Source organism: Phyllobacterium sp. P30BS-XVII, assembly GCF_014138335.1.
GTDB lineage: Bacteria > Pseudomonadota > Alphaproteobacteria > Rhizobiales > Rhizobiaceae > Phyllobacterium > Phyllobacterium meliloti.
On sequence record NZ_JACGXO010000002.1, the window covers coordinates 238,304 to 254,417 of the forward strand.

Annotated in this window: 14 protein-coding genes; 7 read left to right on the forward strand and 7 right to left on the reverse strand. The window is 57.0% G+C overall.

Annotated elements, in window-relative coordinates:
• Positions 1-305: 305 nt before the first annotated feature.
• Positions 306-818: an N-acetyltransferase gene (locus tag FHW17_RS07095; protein ID WP_112525865.1), complete on the forward strand. Its 513-nt coding sequence runs from the start codon at positions 306-308 to the stop codon at positions 816-818.
• Between the two features lie 8 nt (positions 819-826).
• On the opposite strand, the gene FHW17_RS07100 is transcribed toward FHW17_RS07095, so the two are convergent.
• Genes FHW17_RS07100 through FHW17_RS07115 form a run of 4 tightly spaced genes read right to left on the reverse strand, consistent with a single transcriptional unit; the run spans position 827 to position 7,662 of the window.
• A complete protein-coding gene (locus FHW17_RS07100; protein ID WP_182509497.1) occupies positions 827-2,908 on the reverse strand; it encodes a hypothetical protein in 2,082 nt (693 codons plus the stop codon).
• A 1-nt stretch (position 2,909) separates the two neighbouring features.
• On the reverse strand, positions 2,910-5,741 hold the full coding sequence (locus tag FHW17_RS07105) for a DUF4159 domain-containing protein (protein WP_182509665.1): 2,832 nt from the start codon (positions 5,739-5,741) through the stop codon (positions 2,910-2,912).
• The gene (locus tag FHW17_RS07110) at positions 5,741-6,655 is read right to left on the reverse strand and encodes a DUF58 domain-containing protein (RefSeq protein WP_112525861.1); all 915 of its coding nucleotides are present in this window, start codon (positions 6,653-6,655) and stop codon (positions 5,741-5,743) included. Before FHW17_RS07110 ends, FHW17_RS07105 begins: the two co-directional genes overlap by 1 nt.
• Positions 6,655-7,662: a MoxR family ATPase gene (locus FHW17_RS07115; RefSeq protein WP_112525859.1), complete on the reverse strand. Its 1,008-nt coding sequence runs from the start codon at positions 7,660-7,662 to the stop codon at positions 6,655-6,657. Before FHW17_RS07115 ends, FHW17_RS07110 begins: the two co-directional genes overlap by 1 nt.
• A 133-nt stretch (positions 7,663-7,795) precedes the next feature.
• Here FHW17_RS07115 and FHW17_RS07120 point away from each other — a divergent pair, with 133 nt between their 5' ends.
• From FHW17_RS07120 to FHW17_RS07130, 3 genes are read left to right on the forward strand one after another with little or no spacing between them, the layout of a single operon-like run.
• Entirely contained in the window at positions 7,796-8,425 is a 630-nt protein-coding gene (locus tag FHW17_RS07120) for a DUF1285 domain-containing protein (RefSeq protein ID WP_112525857.1), read from the forward strand.
• 8 nt (positions 8,426-8,433) lie between these two features.
• A complete protein-coding gene (locus FHW17_RS07125; RefSeq protein WP_112526025.1) occupies positions 8,434-9,063 on the forward strand; it encodes a CoA pyrophosphatase in 630 nt (209 codons plus the stop codon).
• Positions 9,060-10,334 carry a CCA tRNA nucleotidyltransferase gene (locus FHW17_RS07130; protein WP_182509498.1) on the forward strand — a complete coding sequence of 425 codons (1,275 nt, stop codon included), beginning with the start codon at positions 9,060-9,062 and terminating at the stop codon, positions 10,332-10,334. The genes FHW17_RS07125 and FHW17_RS07130 overlap by 4 nt, the downstream gene beginning before the upstream one ends.
• On the opposite strand, the gene FHW17_RS07135 is transcribed toward FHW17_RS07130, so the two are convergent.
• Both FHW17_RS07135 and hemF read right to left on the reverse strand, forming a co-directional pair.
• Positions 10,331-10,513: a DUF1059 domain-containing protein gene (locus FHW17_RS07135; RefSeq protein WP_112525853.1), complete on the reverse strand. Its 183-nt coding sequence runs from the start codon at positions 10,511-10,513 to the stop codon at positions 10,331-10,333. The two genes, FHW17_RS07130 and FHW17_RS07135, sit on opposite strands and share 4 nt — an antisense overlap.
• A 122-nt stretch (positions 10,514-10,635) precedes the next feature.
• Positions 10,636-11,550, reverse strand: coding sequence for an oxygen-dependent coproporphyrinogen oxidase (gene hemF, locus FHW17_RS07140; protein WP_182509499.1), 915 nt, complete (start codon positions 11,548-11,550; stop codon positions 10,636-10,638).
• A gap of 146 nt (positions 11,551-11,696) precedes the next feature.
• Here hemF and FHW17_RS07145 point away from each other — a divergent pair, with 146 nt between their 5' ends.
• The gene (locus FHW17_RS07145) at positions 11,697-11,969 is read left to right on the forward strand and encodes a hypothetical protein (RefSeq protein ID WP_112525849.1); all 273 of its coding nucleotides are present in this window, start codon (positions 11,697-11,699) and stop codon (positions 11,967-11,969) included.
• A gap of 229 nt (positions 11,970-12,198) precedes the next feature.
• Positions 12,199-13,302, forward strand: a complete 1,104-nt coding sequence (locus FHW17_RS07150; protein ID WP_112525847.1) for an ABC transporter substrate-binding protein — start codon at positions 12,199-12,201, stop codon at positions 13,300-13,302.
• A gap of 48 nt (positions 13,303-13,350) precedes the next feature.
• On the opposite strand, the gene FHW17_RS07155 is transcribed toward FHW17_RS07150, so the two are convergent.
• On the reverse strand, positions 13,351-13,827 hold the full coding sequence (locus tag FHW17_RS07155; protein WP_112525845.1) for a tRNA (cytidine(34)-2'-O)-methyltransferase: 477 nt from the start codon (positions 13,825-13,827) through the stop codon (positions 13,351-13,353).
• 391 nt (positions 13,828-14,218) lie between these two features.
• On the opposite strand from FHW17_RS07155, the gene FHW17_RS07160 reads away from it, so the two are divergent.
• The gene (locus tag FHW17_RS07160; RefSeq protein WP_112525843.1) at positions 14,219-16,069 is read left to right on the forward strand and encodes an ABC transporter ATP-binding protein; all 1,851 of its coding nucleotides are present in this window, start codon (positions 14,219-14,221) and stop codon (positions 16,067-16,069) included.
• Positions 16,070-16,114 lie beyond the last annotated feature (45 nt).

Below are 16,114 nucleotides of genomic sequence, written 5' to 3' on the forward strand. Positions count from 1 at the left end.
TCCTTGGCCTGCACCCTGGCGTGCGGGCAATGATAATCGTGTTTGTTCTTGATAGCCTATACTTGGACATAAATGTCGTTCAAACCAGCTTTGCAAGGGTGAACAGAGCGTCACTTTTTGTGCTGGCTGCGAGAAATTCGGTTTACGCAGCGTTGCTGAGATGCTACGCGGGGAAAAAAGGAGACATTTTGTGACAGGATTCCTCTTCATCCGACGATGAAACCAGTACCGGCGCTGAAAAGCGCGGCGGATGTTCCTGTGTTGGCCCAAAGGCCATTGTCTACTCCTTTATAAAGATACCCAGCATGCTGACCCATGTCGTGACCTACGCGCCGGAAGAACCGGCGCACGATGCTGACATTGAAGACATCAACAAAGAGGCTTTTGGCCCGGGCCGTTTTACCCGTGCTGCCTATCGCATCCGCGAAGGCGGACCGCATGACCGCAATCTCTCCTTTGTTGCGATGAATGGCGCTTATGTTGTCGGCTCCGTACGGTTGACGCCCATCCTGATCGGCAACACTCCGGCCATGCTGCTCGGTCCACTTGCGGTTCGGCCCGCCTGGAAGAAGCAGGGTATCGGCGCGGCGCTTATGCGCAAATCCATGGAGACGGCGCGTCTTGCCGGGCATAAGCTGATCATTCTGGTTGGTGACGAGCCTTATTACGCTCCTTTTGGCTTCCGGCAGATTGTCGGGCATCAGATCGAAATGCCAGCGCCAGTCGAACCATCCCGCTTTCTCGCCTGCGAACTTGAGCCTCGTGTGCTGAAAGATGTTCAGGGCCGGGTACGACACGCGGATTCGGGTGGTCGCTAAGCCGGTTTTTACCGGCCTTCGCGATACCACATGCCGCCGAGAACAAGGATCATCGCTGCAAGGCCAAGGAAACCCGAGAACAACGGCAAACGATTGACGCTCTTCAATACGGTTTCATTGGTTGGGCGCAGGCCAATCCAGTTGTCGCCACTGGCGCTGGCGAAGCCACGCGAGGCGACGATACTTGGCACCTCGATGGATGGCTGATCAGCGGTTGCGCGCAAGCGGCGGGCTCCACCGCCGGTTTCGCGCGCCAAGCCATTGAGCTTGTCCGTCGTCGATACATTGTCAGCAAATTCAGGTGCATCAACCGGCCCGACATGGGCGAGCGTCGTTTGATCGCCATTGGCAATCTGAAACAGTCCGATTTCCGTTGTCGGCACGGATGCCGTGAACACGCCGGGTTCGGTCTCGGTGAGCGGAACGTCCTGCTTCTTGCCCGATGGCGTGATAATGCTTGCCGGTACCGCCGTCTTTTTCATGGTCTGGCGACGGATTTCGAGATTGCGGCCACTGCCCGATGCAGTCAACGCTTCCTCTTCAAGTTCCGGTTCCTTCATCAGCCAATGGGCAATCCGGCGATAGAGCGCCGCATGCGGGCCGCCGCCTTCAAAGCCACGCGCCCAGAGCCAGCCCTGATCGGAGAGGAACATGCCGACGCGGCCTTCACCAATGCGGTTGAGCACCAGCAGCGGCTTGTCACCGGCATTCATGACAACTGAACCTTCCGGCTTGTTGACATCAATGACACGGAACCAGCGGCTCCATTGCGGTGGTTCCTGTGTGCTGCCCTCAAGACCACGGGTCACAGGATGGCGTTTGCCGTCATCACTCAGACGCGGATAGAAAGCCTGTTCCGTCACCTCGCCGGTTGGCGTTGCGGGCAGGACAGTCAGGAGCGGTGTATTGGCAATCGATACATTGCCCGCATATTCAGGACCTGCCGCAATCAGCAAAGCGCCGCCCTTCTGCACATAGTCATTGATGTAATCATAATAGAGCAGCGGCAGCACATCGCGGTGCTGATAGCGGTCGAAAATGATCAGATCAAACTGGTCGATCTTCTCAACGAACAGCTCACGCGTCGGGAAAGCGATCAGCGACAGTTCATTGATCGGCGTGCTGTCCTGCTTTTCCGGCGGACGCAGAATGGTGAAATGGACGAGATCTACTGACGCATCGGATTTCAGAAGATTGCGCCAGGTGCGTTCGCCATTATGCGGTTCGCCTGAGACCAGCAGCACTTTCAGGTTCTCGCGAATACCATCAACCATGGCGACAGCGCGGTTGTTGATTTCGGTCAGTTCATTGGGAACCGCATCAACTGAAAGCTCGATAATATTGACGCCAGCGCGGGGCAGGGTCACTTCAAGTGGCATCTCCTCGCCGATGATCGCATCCTGCGACGTCATCTGATTGCCATTGACGCGCACGGTAACGCGCGCGCGGCCACCTTGCGGCTCACCTGCAGCTGTCACCTTATAGGTCATCTGCTGCGGCTTGCCTGTTATGCCAAAGCGGGGCGCGCGGACAAACTGGATACGCCGGTCGATCTCGCCCGGTCTGCCAGTGATGAGGCCATGCACCGGCGCGTTGAAACCGAGACCGGCCACATTGTTCGGGATATCGTGTACCTGACCATCGGTGATCATGATGGCGCCGCCGATACGCGACGGCGGAACGTCACGGAACGCGCTGTTGACAGCCTGAAACAGCCTTGTCGCCGTGGCGTCGTCATTCTCGCTGGCGCGGTTGGTCTCGACTGTTCGAACCTCGAATTGCGGCAGGCGGCCAAGTGCTGCCTGCACCTGCTTGAGCGCTTCGGTGGTATCTGCTGCGCGGTCGCCTATGTCCTGACTCTGGCTGCGGTCGGCGATGACAGCCACGACGCTTTTGAGCGGCTCACGCTCCTCATTGATCACAACGGGGTTGAACAGAGCCATGGCAAGCGCGGCGGCGGCCAGCAGGCGAATAACGCCGCCGCGTTGGCGCAGATAAAGGCCCGCCAATGCAAGCGCCAGCAAAGGCAGCAGCAAGAGCGCCAGAAGCGATGGGGAGAGCAGGGGCTGGAAATCGAGGGAAAGATACATGTCAGTTCGCCAGCCGCTTCAAAAGTTCAGGGACGTGTACCTGATCGGATTTGTAGTTGCCTGTCAGCATGTACATGACAATGTTGATGCCTGCGCGATAGGCGAGAACCCGTTGGTCGGGATCATTGGGAACCGTGGGCAGCAGAGGTGTGCCGCTGGCATTGACTGCCCATGCTCCGGCAAAGTCATTGCCCGTGATCATGATGGGCGAAACACCATCGCCAACACGCACTGGTCTGTCCTTGCTCGCCTCGGGTGCCTGTGAGGCCTGTACCCAGAGCTGGCTGCCCCGGTAACGGCCGGGAAAATCCTGCAGGATGTAGAATGCTTTGGTCAGCACATGGTCGTTGGGAACCGGTTCCAGTGCCGGTATGTTCAGCCCGGACAGGATATCGCGCAGACGCGCATTGGCCGGTGTCGAGCTGTTATCAAAGCTGATTGCCGCTGCATCCTGATCGCGGGTGTCGAACAGAACAGTACCGCCCTGCTGCATATAGGCATCGATCTTGGCGATAGAGGCAGGCGATGGCATTTTGGCCGAAGGATCGATCGGCCAGTAGATCAGCGGAAAGAACGCAAGTTCGTCAGTTTCCGGATTAACCCCGATAGGATCGCCCGGCTCCAGCGCTGTGCTATCGGCAAGGGCTCGGGAAAGACCGAACAGACCTGCCTTGCTGATATCGTCGACAGAACTGTCGCCTGTGATCACATAGGCAAGGTGCGTGACATTGACGGCGTCCAATATCTGTTGATCACCCGGTTTGCTGTCATTTTGCTGGGCGTGGGCCGGAGAGGGGCCGAATGCAAGAACAGCCGGAATGAGCAGGATTGCCAGAGAAGTGACAGCAGCAGTCTTGAAGCGGCCGCGCAGATGCCCGCTTAGCCAGAAAATGGCAATAGCATCGAGAGCCAGAAGCAGGGCTGCAAGGCCAAAGAGCGGGCCGCGCAGCGGCACCGATTCATCAACGGCATAACGCGCAGTGGTCACGGGAATATTGAGATCGGGGCGAATCAATGCGTTGATCTCGCTGTCGGGCCTGAAGAGATTAAGTGCGCTCATGGAATCCTCGACACCATAAAAACCGGGAGGATTGTCAAAGCTTACTTTGCCGGTTTCACCTGTTTTCAGGATCAAGGGCTTGGCGTCTCCGCCGGGTGGGGTGAGGGCGCCTTCCGCATTCAGCGTCAGGTAAGGCGGAAGCGCGCGCGAAGCAACGGCACCATTTTCCTGCGGTGATGGGCCGGTGTTGCGCGACAGGGTCAGAATCCGATGCAGCATGTCAACAAAACTACCGCTGATCGGAAGATTTGACCATGTGGCCTCGGGCGTGACATGGAAGAGGACGATCTGGCCGCGTCCGCGCGTTTCGCCTGTCACCAACGGTGTGCCGTCAGCGAGATTGGCCCAGCTTTTTTCGAAGAGATCAACGGCGGGTTCCGCCAGCACTTGCCGCGTGACCGTGACATCCTGCGGCGTCGGCAGGCCAGCAAACGGGCCCTTATCGGGGAATGCGGCAATGGGCTGCGATTCTTTCCATGACAGCGCGCCGCCAAGCGAGCGCTCGCCCTTGCGCAGGTTAACAGGCAAAAGCGGGTCCGCTTCGCTGTTTCCGGCAAGGCGTGGACCAGCGAAGCGGATCAGTGTGCCACCCTTTGCCACCCAATCGACCATGGCCTGCTCCGTTTCACCGGGCAGTTTGCCAATATCAGCCATGATGACCACGGATGGTTTTTGCTCCAGCAGTTCGGGAATGGCTTTGGTCAGTTCAGGATTATGCGGACGCAGGAGATCGGCAAAAGGTTCAAGCGCGCGCGAAATGTAATAAAGCGGTGAAAGCAGGGGCTGCGACAGATCAGCTTCGGAGCCCGAAAGCAGCGCGACGCGCCGCCGCTTATTGTTGTCATCGACGAGGAACGTCGCCCCGGCATTGGGAGCATTGTCGATGCGCAGAGCGTTGAAATCGTTGCGCAACTCGTAAGGCGCTGTGATCACCGCCTCGCCTGTTGATTCATTGGCACGGAAAACCAGCCCTGTCTCGGCAATGCGGCGGCCTTTTTCGTCATAGGCGCCGATAGTGATGCCGCCGGATGCGCGGCTGTCATTGGAGCGCACGGCGTGAACGGTCAGCCCGTTTGCATTGTTCTCTACCTGCCGGATGGCAGAAAGGTTGGCGATGGAGGGCTGATACCAGATCATCGAGGCGATGCCGGAGCCTTCCATCGATTTCACTGCGGCGGTTGCCTGCGGAGTATCGACACCATCATTGAGGTAGGCAACACGAACGCCTTTGACATCAGTCAGAACGGCCTTCAACCGGTCAAAAGCCGCGGCGCGGTCGACGGGGATTGGCCTGATATTCAGCGCGCGCAGCCGTTCAAGCGCCGCTGTGGCATCGAACGGCCCGACATCGGTATTCTGTTTCTCGGCTGTGCCAAGGATGTAGATGAGCGCACCGGAAGAATTGGCATCGGCAATCAAACGCTCCGCCGTCTCCTTGCGGGCGCTCCATTCTTCGTTGGAAGACCAGCCATTGTCGAGCACGATGGCAACAGGTTCCTTGCCGTTCAGCGTTTCGGGGCGCGGATTCCAGATGGGCTCGGCCAGTGCCAGAATGACAATCGCTGCCAGCAGGAGCCGCAACAATGTCAGCCACCACGGGCTTCTATCCGGTGTTTCTTCCTTCTTGAGGATTTGCGCCAGAATTTTCAGCGGCGGGAAGGATTCGCGGATTGGCCGTGGCGGTGTTGCCCGTAGCAGCCACCAGATAATTGGCAGTGCCAGCAGGCCCAGAAGGATCGCCGGAGCACCAAGGGCAAGAGGAAAAGCACTCATCATATGCCGGTCCTCTGATAACCAGCGTCGGCGGTCATGTTCAGATGAACGGAAACAAGCGCTTCAGAGGCAAGCCGGTCCGTGCGGTTGGTGGTATAGCTCCAGCCGATGCGCCGGCAATAGGCGCTCAAGGTTTCGCGCCGGGCAATGAACAATTGCTTATATTCTTCAGCATAATCCTGCGCGCGGCCGACCGTCAGTATTGCGCCCGATTCCGGGTCGACAAATTCCGTGCGCCGCTTGTAAGGGAAATCCTCTTCCGCCGGGTCGTAAATTTCGACCAGATGAGCGCGGGCGCCACGCTGGGCGATCTGCTCCAGCATGGCGAGCGTTTCATTGACCGGTTCGAGAAAATCACTCACCAGCACCACGTCGGAAAACCGTCTGACCCTACTGAAATCCGGCTGCTTGGGCAGATCAATCGCGTGGGACAGTGCAGTCGCCAACCGCTCTGCGCCATTGGCAGCGGAGGTCGGGTCAGTCACGTCGGGGAAGGCGATGCGCTCACCGCTGCGCGACAGAAGTTCCGCCAAAGCCAGAATGAGCACAAGCGCGCGCGATTCCTTCGACACCTGCGCGATTTCTGACTTGTAGAGCATGGATGCGGAAGAATCAGCCCAAAGCCAGACAGTATGGGCGGCTTCCCATTCCTGATCGCGGATATAAATCCGGTCATCGCGGGCCGAGCGGCGCCAGTCGATACGGGAAACGGCCTCGCCATCCGTATAGGGCCGGAACTGCCAGAAAGTTTCACCGACGCCGCTTTTGCGGCGGCCATGCCAACCGGTATTGGTGGTGTTGGCAATGCGGCGCGCTTCAACAAGAAGATCAGGCAGCAAAGCAGCGCGCTGGCGTGCTCGCGCCAGCGCCTCCCTTGTTGCCGTCTTCTGGACCTGCGCGCCGATTGCAGCCATCAGAGGGCTGCCTTTGTCAGATTCGCGATGACTTCCCGTACATTCATGCCATCGGCGCGGGCAGCGAACGTCAGCGCCATCCGGTGCTGAAGAACTGGTTCAGCCAGAGCCCGGACATCATCGATTGAAGGTGCGAGCCGTCCGTCATAAAGCGCACGGGCACGGGCACACAACATCAGTGCCTGACTGGCGCGCGGGCCGGGTCCCCAGGCGATGAATTTTTGCGCAATCTCATTATCTGCGCCGGGACGCGCCGAGCGTACAAGCTTTAGAATGGCTTCGACAACGCCTTCAGCGACAGGGATGCGGCGGATCAATTGCTGCATTTCGCGCAGGCGTTCCGCATCGATGGTCTTGGCGGCGCGCACTTCCGATGTACCGGTGGTTTCCAGCAATACCCGGCGTTCCGCATCAAGTTCCGGATAAAGGATATCGATCTGCATGAGGAAGCGGTCAAGCTGGGCTTCGGGCAGCGGGTATGTGCCTTCCTGCTCCAGCGGGTTCTGCGTCGCGAGCACATGGAACGGCGTTGGCAGGTCATGCCGTTCACCGGCAACAGTCACATGATATTCCTGCATGGACTGCAGCAAAGCGGACTGGGTGCGCGGCGAGGCGCGGTTGATTTCATCAGCCATCAGCAATTGCGCAAAGATCGGACCCCTGACGTAGCGGAACGAACGCTTGCCATGGTCATCCTGCTCCATGACTTCCGAACCGATAATATCCGATGGCATCAGATCGGGCGTAAACTGCACACGGCGCTCATCGAGACCAAGCACCGTTCCAAGCGTTTCGACCAGCTTCGTTTTGGCAAGGCCGGGAACACCCACGAGAAGCGCATGGCCGCCAGCCAGCAGCGCCACCAGCGTGCGTTCAATCACGCTTTCCTGACCAAAGATGACAGTCCCGATTGCAGCGCGTATTCTGGAAATATCGGCCAGCGCCTTTTCGGCTTCTGCAATCATCGCCTTCGGATCGGATGGTTCCCCGGTTTTGATAATCGTCATGGTTTACCTCGTCTCCATGTCAAATTCGTACCACTGGCCTGCGGAGCTGGTTTATGGTCAGTTCCATTACTAAATGAGTCTAAATCACTATGACATGCTGACAAGCGGTTTAACGGTGACTATTTCGTGACGAATGAGCAAAAAAGGTCTGAAAATGGCACAGTCAGAGGGCAGTCAGCGGGACGCGGCGGGACTTGAAGCGCTGATTTCGCGCGCAGCTGCGCAAGGTAAGGGCCTGCCACCGGTTGAAAAATGGAACCCGGATTTCTGCGGTGATCTCGATATGGAGATCAAGGCCGATGGTACGTGGTTCTATATGGGAACCCCTATTGGCAGGGCGCCGCTGGTCCGCCTTTTCTCCACCGTCCTGCGCAAGGATGCGGATGGCAAGACCTATCTCGTTACCCCGGTCGAGAAGGTGGGTATCCGTATTGCGGATGCGCATTTCATTGCTGTCGAACTGAATGTTTCTGGTGAGGGCGATGATCAGGTCATGACGTTCCGCAGCAATGTCGGCGATATTATCGAGGCTGGCGCGGATCATCCACTGCGGTTCGTTATTGATCCTGATAATGGCGGTTTGAAACCCTATCTGCTGGTGCGCGGGCGGCTGGAAGCCCTGCTGGCCCGTCCTGTGATGTATGAACTGGTCAGCCATGGCGAAGATATGGTGATCGACGGTAAATCCATGTTTGCCGTGCGCTCCAAGGGAGCAATCTTCCCGATCATGCCATCGGGCGAGCTGGAAGAGCAGAGCCTATGAGCCAGACCATGTGGCATGAGGATGGCTTTTCTGCCCGCGCCTTTGCGCTGCGCGTGGCATCGAAAGGCAATGAACCGCTGAGCGGGGATAATGGCGACCATCTGCTCAATCCCGATCTCGATGCATTGATTGCGGCAACCCAATTGCGTGATGCGGCTGTGCTGATCCCGATTGTCGACCGCGGCGATGAGGCAGGTGTCATCCTGACACTGCGCAATGCCAATATGCGTAAACATTCGGGCCAGGTGGCTTTCCCCGGTGGCGCGATTGATCCTGAGGATGATTTCGAGCCTGAAAAAGCAGCTTTGCGCGAAACCCATGAGGAGATCGGGCTTGAGGGACGGCATGTCGAGCTTCTCGGCCGTTTGCCGCGTTATCTTACGATGACTGGCTATTCCATCACGCCGGTGCTCGGGTTGGTGCATCCGCCTTTTACCCTGACACCCAACCCGGACGAAGTGGCCGATGTATTCGAAGTGCCATTGTCCTTTTTGATGAATCCTGCCAACCACAAAAGGGAAAGTCGTGTATGGCAGGGCAAGGAGCGCTTCTATTACACCATGCCGTTTGGTGACCGCTTCATCTGGGGCGCGACAGCTGGCATCATCCGTATACTTTATGAAAGGCTCTATTCTTGAGCACGAGAATTTCCATTGCCGACAAGGCTCCATGGTTGCAGGACGAAGCCTTGCAGACATTGCTTTCCGTTCTCTCTGCTGATGGCGAAGGCGCGCGGATTGTCGGCGGTGCTGTGCGCAATACGCTGCTCGGCCAAGAGGTGTCTGATCTTGATATTGCAACAACCTGTGTGCCCGACGAAACGATACGCCGGGCGCAGGCGGCAGGTTTCAAAACCGTACCCACCGGCATAAGCCATGGCACGGTGACTGTTGTCGTCGGCAAGCGGCCTTTCGAGGTGACAACATTACGCACTGATGTGGAAACCGACGGGCGTCATGCGGCTGTTGCCTTCGGACGGGATTGGCAGGTGGATGCGGCGCGGCGCGATTTCACTATCAATGCGCTTTATCTTGAGGCTGATGGCACTGTCGTCGATCTGGTTGGCGGCCTTGCGGATATTGAAAGCCGGACATTGCGATTTATCGGCGATGCCGAGCAGCGTATCCGCGAAGATTACCTGCGTATCCTCCGGTTTTTCCGGTTTTTCGCCTGGTATGGTCATGGCCGCCCGGAAAGCGAGGGCTTGAAAGCCTGCGCAAGGTTGAAAGATGGTCTGGCGCAATTGTCGTCGGAGCGTGTCTGGTCGGAGCTTAAGAAAATGCTGGCGGCGCCGGACCCATCGCGCGCCCTTTTATGGATGCGTCAGGCGGGTGTGCTGACGTCCGTTCTGCCCGAGAGCGAGAAATGGGGTATCGACACGATCCATGGTTTGGTCAAAACTGAGCAAGAACTGGGCTGGCAGGTTGATCCGTTGCTGCGTCTGGCCAGCATCATTCCGCCAAACGCAGAGCGTATCAATGAGATGGCAGTGCGTTTGAAGCTCTCCAATCAGGAGCGCGAGCGTCTGGAAGCGTGGGCGACGGTTGTCATACCTAATGCCGAAATCTCGGAGACGGGGTTCGCCAAGCGGCTTTATCGCAGTGACCGTCAGGGTATGATTTATTGCTTGCGGCTGGCATTGGTCTCCGCGCGCTTAGGTGCGCTCAATGACAATGGTGCCATGATGCGCGCCGGTCATCTGTCAAAATTGCTGGAATTTGCCGAGCGGTATGAAAAGCCCAAATTCCCTGTAACCGGCGGCGATCTTGTCGCAGCCGGGCTGGAAAAAGGCCCGGAGGTGGGCAAGCTGCAACGCGCACTTGAGGACGCCTGGATTGACTCAGGCTTTACCCTCGACCGCGATGCGCTGCTTGCCAGAATTCCTGAATTGATCGGAAGGCCTGATTAAGCAGCCTTGATCTTTTCAGGCTGGATATTGGCCCTGATGGTTTCAAGCATGGATTCGCGAATGGTCGTCTCGCCGTGAGTTTCGCGAAGATGCTCAGTGGTGCGGCGGATGATTTCAGCTTCGGTGTCGTGACGGGTATGCCACTGGCAACCGGGAACGATGCAATGAAGTTCTTTCATGGCCTTTTCTCCCTGTCGTGAGCACGTATAAGACGAACTCTCTCCATCGAGATACGGCGTGAAAACCGTACCAACAGCAGCATAACGCATGAAAAACCAGATTGATCCCTTAAAAAATCAAATCACGGCCATTTGACTGTGGGTGGCATGGAAGACAGGATTGAATCCACGTTCCCGCCTGTTTTGAGGCCAAAGATCGTGCCACGATCATAGAGCAGGTTGAACTCGACATAGCGACCGCGCCTGATAAGCTGCTCCTGCCGGTCTTCGGCACCCCAATCCTGATTGAAGTTCTGCCGCACAAGATGCGGGTAGACGACTGAGAATGCCCGGCCGATGTCACGGGTAAAAGCAAAGTCTGCGTCCCAGCCGCCGTTCTCTTCCGATGAATGCAGCCAGTCATAGAAAATGCCGCCGGTGCCGCGTGGTTCCTTGCGATGTGGCAGGTAGAAATACTCATCGCACCAGTTCTTGAATTTCTCGTGGTTCGCGACCGCAAAATGTTTGTCGCAGACAAATTTCAGCGCCTTGTGGAAGGCCGCCGTATCCGCATCGTCCTGTGTCCGCTTGCGGTCGAGAACCGGCGTCAGATCAGCGCCGCCACCAAACCATTGGCGCGTGGTCACGACCATGCGCGTGTTCATATGAACAGCGGGCACATAAGGGTTCTGCGGATGGGCGATCAGCGAAATGCCGGAAGCCCAGAAGCGCGGATCTTCCTCGGCGCCCGGTATCTGCTTGCGAAATTCGGGGGAAAATTCGCCGTAAACCGTCGATGTGTGAACGCCGACCTTTTCAAAGACGCGGCCATGCATGATGGACATGATGCCACCACCGCCTTTGCCTTCTTCGCGTTGCCAGGGCGTCTGGACGAAACGGCCCGGCGCCCGGTCGGAGAGGGGGCCATCCAGATCATCTTCCAACTTCTCAAGACTGGCGCAAATCTTGTCGCGCAGTTCGGCAAACCACGCAGTCGCGGCTGTCTTCTTGTCTTCAAGTGCTTCTGGCAGGATGGCGGGAATATCAGGGCGGTCCATATCAACGAATCCTTCTTGCTGCTCATGTTATCACATCAGGGCACCGGCAAAGGAAGGAGCTGTTTTACCTATCCCAAAAAAATGACTCGTTTTCAGGGCTGAGTTTGATCTAATCTGTCGATATAGGGTTCAGGAAGGGATACGAGATGGTCTCCAAAGTACCCAGAGCACACTTCCCCAAGCCGCCGCTCGACGGCTTGCGCAAGCAGCTGAAAGAAAGCCGCGGTGAAAGCGGACGGCAGCGCGGGGCATTCATCCGCGAGAGTTTTCGCCTGCCGCGTCTTGCAGCGCGCGAGAAGGCGAAGGAATGGTTCGAGCAATACCCGAAAGCCGCTTATTGGACCGAGATTGAAAGCTGGTACGAACGGCCTGGCGATATCATCGAGTTCACCATGCGCCGTTTGCCAAATGCGGACTAAAATTCGCTGAAAAGACTGTTTTCAGCGCGGAAACTCTGCAATTTCTGACAATCGCGGGTTGAATCTGCTGGTATGGAACACTTTTCTTCATAAATGGCATCAAAATATTTCAACGAAGGATTCAGGATTGTCATGAATCGTGGCTGACAGCCTGCCATAAAGACAGTAGAACTTTTTTCAGTGCCGGAGAATCTTCCGGCCGCGCAATAAAAAATTCAAGGAGGACACTATGCGCTTATCGTTGATCTCTGGCGTGGCGTTGACGGCTGTCATGGCGATGACTTCATTCGCCCGTGCTGACATCGTCATCGGAAATATCGCGCCTGTTACCGGCCCTGTTGCTGCCTATGGCACGCAGGTGAAGAACGGCGTTGCCGCTGCCGCCGAAGCCATCAATGCCGAGGGGGGCATCAAGGGCGAAAAGATCGTCATCAAGCTGTTCGATGATGCGGGCGAGCCCAAGCAGGGCGTGTCGGTTGCCAACCAGGTGGTCGGCGAAGGCATCAAGTTCGTTGTTGGTCCGGTTACATCAGGCGTTTCGATGCCGGTTTCCGATGTGCTGGCTGAAAACGGCATCCTGATGATTACCCCGACATCCACCACGCCTGAACTGACCACACGCGGTCTGGAAACCGTGTTCCGCACCTGCGGCCGTGATGACCAGCAGGCGGACGTGGCTGCCAAGTACATTCTTGAGCATTACAAGGACAAGCGCATTGCCGTTGTCTACGACAAGAACACCTATGGTACGGGTCTGGCCAATGGTCTGAAGGCTGCGCTCAACAAGGGCGGCGTCAAGGAAGTTGTCGACCAGGGCATCAATGCCGGTGAAAAGGACTATAGCGCGCTCATCACCCGCCTGAAGTCTGAAAAGGCCGAAGTGATCTATTTCGGTGGTTATCATCCGGAAGGCGGCCTGATTGCACGCCAGATGGCTGATCAGGGCATCAAAGCCCAGATCATTGGTGCCGAAGGCCTGTCGAACACGGAATATTGGGCCATTGGCGGCGATGCTGCTGCTGGCACACTCTTCACCAACAGTGCCGATCCGACAAAGAACCCTTCCGCTGCAAAGATCATGGAAGCTTTGAAGGGCAAGAACATTCCACCTGAGGCCTTCACGCTCAATGCCTATGCTGCGCTGCAGGTCATCAAGGCTGGCATCGAAAAGGCTGGTTCTGCCGATCCGGCAAAGGTGGCTGAAGCACTGCATTCCGGCGCACCGGTTTCAACCGTTGTTGGCGACCTCACCTATGCAAAGACTGGCGATCTGACGACGCCGACCTTCGTTCTTTACAAGTGGGAAGGCGGCAAGGCAGCTGAAGTCAAGTAAGCTTGCTTTGAAGTGAATAGAACGCCGGTCAGCAATGACCGGCGTTTTTTATGATGGCAGGGAGAACTGCCGGAGAGCCTCGCCGGTGGCAATGGCTGCTGATAGTGCGAGATTGAGCGACCGGGCACCCGGCACCATCGGGATAATGAGCCGCGCATCAGCCGATTGATGCACCTCATCGGGTACGCCTGACGATTCGCGCCCGAGCAGCAATATATCGCCGGGTTGAAACGCAAACTGCGTGTAGGGCACGGCGGCTTTGGTTGAGAATAGCAACAAACGGCGCTTTTCACCCAGCCGCCAGTTCTGAAAATGCTGCCAGTCGGCATGGCGGGTCAGGGCTGCCTGTTCGAGATAGTCCATGCCGGCCCGCTTGAGCGAGCGATCGGAAATATCGAAGCCTGCGGGCTCGATCAGATCAACGCTGATGCCGAAACAGGCGGCCATGCGCAGGATCGTGCCCGTGTTGCCGGGAATATCTGGCTGGTAGAGCGCAATGCGTAGGTCAGGTCTGGCGTCAGTCACAGGCGGCGTGCTCCATTGGCAATAATCTTTTCGTGCAAGTAGCTTTCCTTAGAAAAGCCTCTCGCTTTTTCTGTTCATAATAGGTATAGGGTTTCGACCGCAACGCTAACTTTGGAGGTGTCGATGACTGAATTTTTCCGACTTCTTCCAAACCGGATGGCTTCACCTGCTGAAGCCGTGGCCGGTGTCGTTGGCGGTCTTGTGTCTGTTTTTTCCGCGTAGTTTTTCTTCCCTGACACAAGTCGCATTCGCCCAGAGTTGGCGTTTGCATGTTTGTTTCTTCACTTTCGATCATGCTCCGGCAACTCAAGCGCAGTAACTGCCAATCTGCGTCGGATTTATTCCAGTCTCGCATTCCGTGTTGAGACAGCTGCCCAAAAGAGGTTTGATAATGTTCCGCTGGTTTGAACAAAGGCTTGAGGCGTTTCCATCTGCCGAGCCCAGTGAGCCACCCAAAACGCTGGTTGCGTTCTGTCTGCACTATACACGCGGTGTCTGGCCATGGCTTGTTGTCATGGCCATCTGCACCGCATCAATCGCCGTGCTTGAAGTGTCGATGTATGCCTTCATGGGCAATGTCGTTGACTGGTTGTCCAACCAGTCGCGCGAGACCTTTGTTGCACAGGAAGGCTGGAAGCTCGCCTTGCTTGCCGGTGTGGTGCTGATTGTCATGCCCGGCATCGTTCTGCTCGATTCGCTTATTATTCATCAGACGTTGCTGAGCAATTATCCCATGCGCATTCGCTGGATGGTGCATCGCTACGTGGTTCGCCAGTCGATGACGTTCTTCCAGGATGAATTCGCCGGGCGGATTTCCACCAAGCTGATGCAGACATCGCTCGCTGTGCGCGAGGCGGTGATGAAGCTGCTCGACGTGCTCAACTATGTGATCGTTTATTTCAGCGGCACACTGATCATTGCCGCCGCTGCGGATTTGCGTCTCATGGTGCCGTTCCTTGTCTGGCTGGCCGCCTATGTGGGCCTGATGTGGTATTTCATCCCGAAATTGCAGGTTGCATCGAAGGCACAGGCGGATTCCCGCTCGTCCATGACCGGGCGTATCGTTGACAGCTATACCAACATTGCCACGGTCAAGCTGTTCTCCCATTCCAAACGGGAGGAAAGCTATGCCCGCGAGGGAATGCAGGAGTTCCTGTCCACTGCCTATACGCAGATGCGTATGGTGACGGGATTCCATGCCACGCTCTATGTGATGAACTGTCTGTTGCTGTTCTCTGTCAGCGGCATTGCGATCTGGCTGTGGCTGGGCTCTGCCATTTCTGTTGGCGCCGTTGCTGTGGGCATTGGTCTGGTGCTGCGTCTCAACGGCATGTCGCAGTGGATCATGTGGGAAATGTCGGCACTGTTCGAGAATATCGGTACGGTGGAAGACGGCATTACCTCCATTTCGCTGCCGCGCCTTGTCACCGATGTTCCCAACGCTCCTGAACTCAAGGTGAGCACTGGTGCCATCAGCTTCGATGCTATCGGCTTCCACTATGGCAAAGGGGCAGGTGTCATCGACCGGCTGTCACTCGACATTCGCCCCGGTGAAAAGATTGGTCTGGTCGGGCGGTCAGGTGCGGGTAAGTCCACGCTCGTCAACCTGCTGCTCCGGTTCTACGATCTGGAGAGTGGCCGCATCACCATCGATGGGCAGGACATATCAAAAGTGAAGCAGGACTCGCTGCGTGAGCATATCGGTATGATCACGCAGGATACCTCGCTGCTGCATCGCTCGATCCGCGACAATGTGCTTTACGGCAAGCCCGAAGCCTCGGAGGAACTGATGCGGCAGGCTGTGCAGAACGCACAAGCGGAAGCGTTTATCGAAGCGGCGTCGGACCCCAAGGGACGGCGCGGGTTCGATGCCCATGTGGGTGAGCGCGGCGTGAAACTGTCAGGCGGTCAGCGTCAGCGTATCGCCATCGCTCGGGTGATGCTCAAGGATGCGCCCATCCTCATCATGGATGAGGCGACCTCTGCGCTTGATTCGGAAGTGGAAGCGGCCATTCAGGACAATCTTTACCGGCTGATGCAGGGAAAGACCGTCATTGCCATCGCACACCGTCTGTCAACCATTGCGGCGCTTGATCGCCTCGTGGTGATGGACAAGGGCAAGATCGTTGAAAGCGGCAGCCATGAGGAGCTGATTGCTGCCGATGGCATCTATGCATCGCTCTGGGCCCGCCAATCCGGTGGCTTCCTGGGATTGGACGATGAACAGGCGGCGGCGGAATAACCGCCGCCTCCTGACTTTATGATGCTTTTCATCAACATGATTTGG

Excerpts from the sequence above, each read along its gene's own strand:
- FHW17_RS07125 (WP_112526025.1), top strand. The coding sequence starts at position 8,434 with ATGTGGCATGAGGATGGCTTTTCTGCCCGCGCCTTTGCGCTGCGCGTG.
- FHW17_RS07110 (WP_112525861.1), bottom strand. The coding sequence starts at position 6,655 with ATGGCTGCAATCGGCGCGCAGGTCCAGAAGACGGCAACAAGGGAGGCG.
- FHW17_RS07160 (WP_112525843.1), top strand. The coding sequence starts at position 14,219 with ATGTTCCGCTGGTTTGAACAAAGGCTTGAGGCGTTTCCATCTGCCGAG.
- FHW17_RS07150 (WP_112525847.1), top strand. The coding sequence starts at position 12,199 with ATGCGCTTATCGTTGATCTCTGGCGTGGCGTTGACGGCTGTCATGGCG.
- FHW17_RS07120 (WP_112525857.1), top strand. The coding sequence starts at position 7,796 with ATGAGCAAAAAAGGTCTGAAAATGGCACAGTCAGAGGGCAGTCAGCGG.
- FHW17_RS07115 (WP_112525859.1), bottom strand. The coding sequence starts at position 7,662 with ATGACGATTATCAAAACCGGGGAACCATCCGATCCGAAGGCGATGATT.
- FHW17_RS07105 (WP_182509665.1), bottom strand. The coding sequence starts at position 5,741 with ATGAGTGCTTTTCCTCTTGCCCTTGGTGCTCCGGCGATCCTTCTGGGC.
- FHW17_RS07100 (WP_182509497.1), bottom strand. The coding sequence starts at position 2,908 with ATGTATCTTTCCCTCGATTTCCAGCCCCTGCTCTCCCCATCGCTTCTG.
- hemF (WP_182509499.1), bottom strand. The coding sequence starts at position 11,550 with ATGGACCGCCCTGATATTCCCGCCATCCTGCCAGAAGCACTTGAAGAC.
- FHW17_RS07135 (WP_112525853.1), bottom strand. The coding sequence starts at position 10,513 with ATGAAAGAACTTCATTGCATCGTTCCCGGTTGCCAGTGGCATACCCGT.
- FHW17_RS07145 (WP_112525849.1), top strand. The coding sequence starts at position 11,697 with ATGGTCTCCAAAGTACCCAGAGCACACTTCCCCAAGCCGCCGCTCGAC.
- FHW17_RS07095 (WP_112525865.1), top strand. The coding sequence starts at position 306 with ATGCTGACCCATGTCGTGACCTACGCGCCGGAAGAACCGGCGCACGAT.